This window comes from Xenorhabdus sp. KK7.4 (assembly GCF_963876465.1).
GTDB classification, from domain to species: Bacteria; Pseudomonadota; Gammaproteobacteria; order Enterobacterales; family Enterobacteriaceae; genus Xenorhabdus; species Xenorhabdus stockiae.
On record NZ_CAWNQF010000039.1, the window covers coordinates 1 to 508 of the forward strand.

Genomic DNA, 508 nt, shown 5'->3' on the forward strand with positions numbered 1-508 from the left:
GTCTTCGGATTGGGGTATTGAGAGACTCCTCAATAGTTGTCATATGACACCCTACTGAGTGTTTCAAATTTTCAGCTTGTTCCAGATTGTTAAAGAGCAATAATTTCACAATATACTGAGCTGTCTCAATACATTTTGAAATGTGATAGCCAAGAGGCGTAGAATGGTGGAGCTAAGCGGGATCGAACCGCTGACCTCCTGCGTGCAAGGCAGGCGCTCTCCCAGCTGAGCTATAGCCCCATCGATGTATCGTATTGCACAGCCATCTCACTTACCCCCGCGATTACACGCCGTATAAGCAAGAATTGGTAGGCCTGAGTGGACTTGAACCACCGACCTCACCCTTATCAGGGGTGCGCTCTAACCACCTGAGCTACAAGCCTATGCCGATACCGTCTCTTGTATCTTTCATCAGACAATCTGTGTGAACACTCACATTTCACCATCATAGGTTAAGGAGGTGATCCAACCGCAGGTTCCCCTACGGTTACCTTGTTACGACTTCACC

At 48.0% G+C, this 508-nt stretch carries 2 tRNA genes and 1 rRNA gene; all 3 read right to left on the bottom strand.

What is annotated here, in order from left to right:
* Window positions 1–164: 164 nt before the first annotated feature.
* A tRNA-Ala gene (locus AACS90_RS05045) sits at window positions 165–240 on the bottom strand.
* Between the two features lie 66 nt (window positions 241–306).
* Window positions 307–383: transfer RNA gene (locus AACS90_RS05050), tRNA-Ile, on the bottom strand.
* 70 nt (window positions 384–453) lie between these two features.
* Window positions 454–508, bottom strand: a 16S ribosomal RNA gene (locus AACS90_RS05055); the annotation flags it as partial.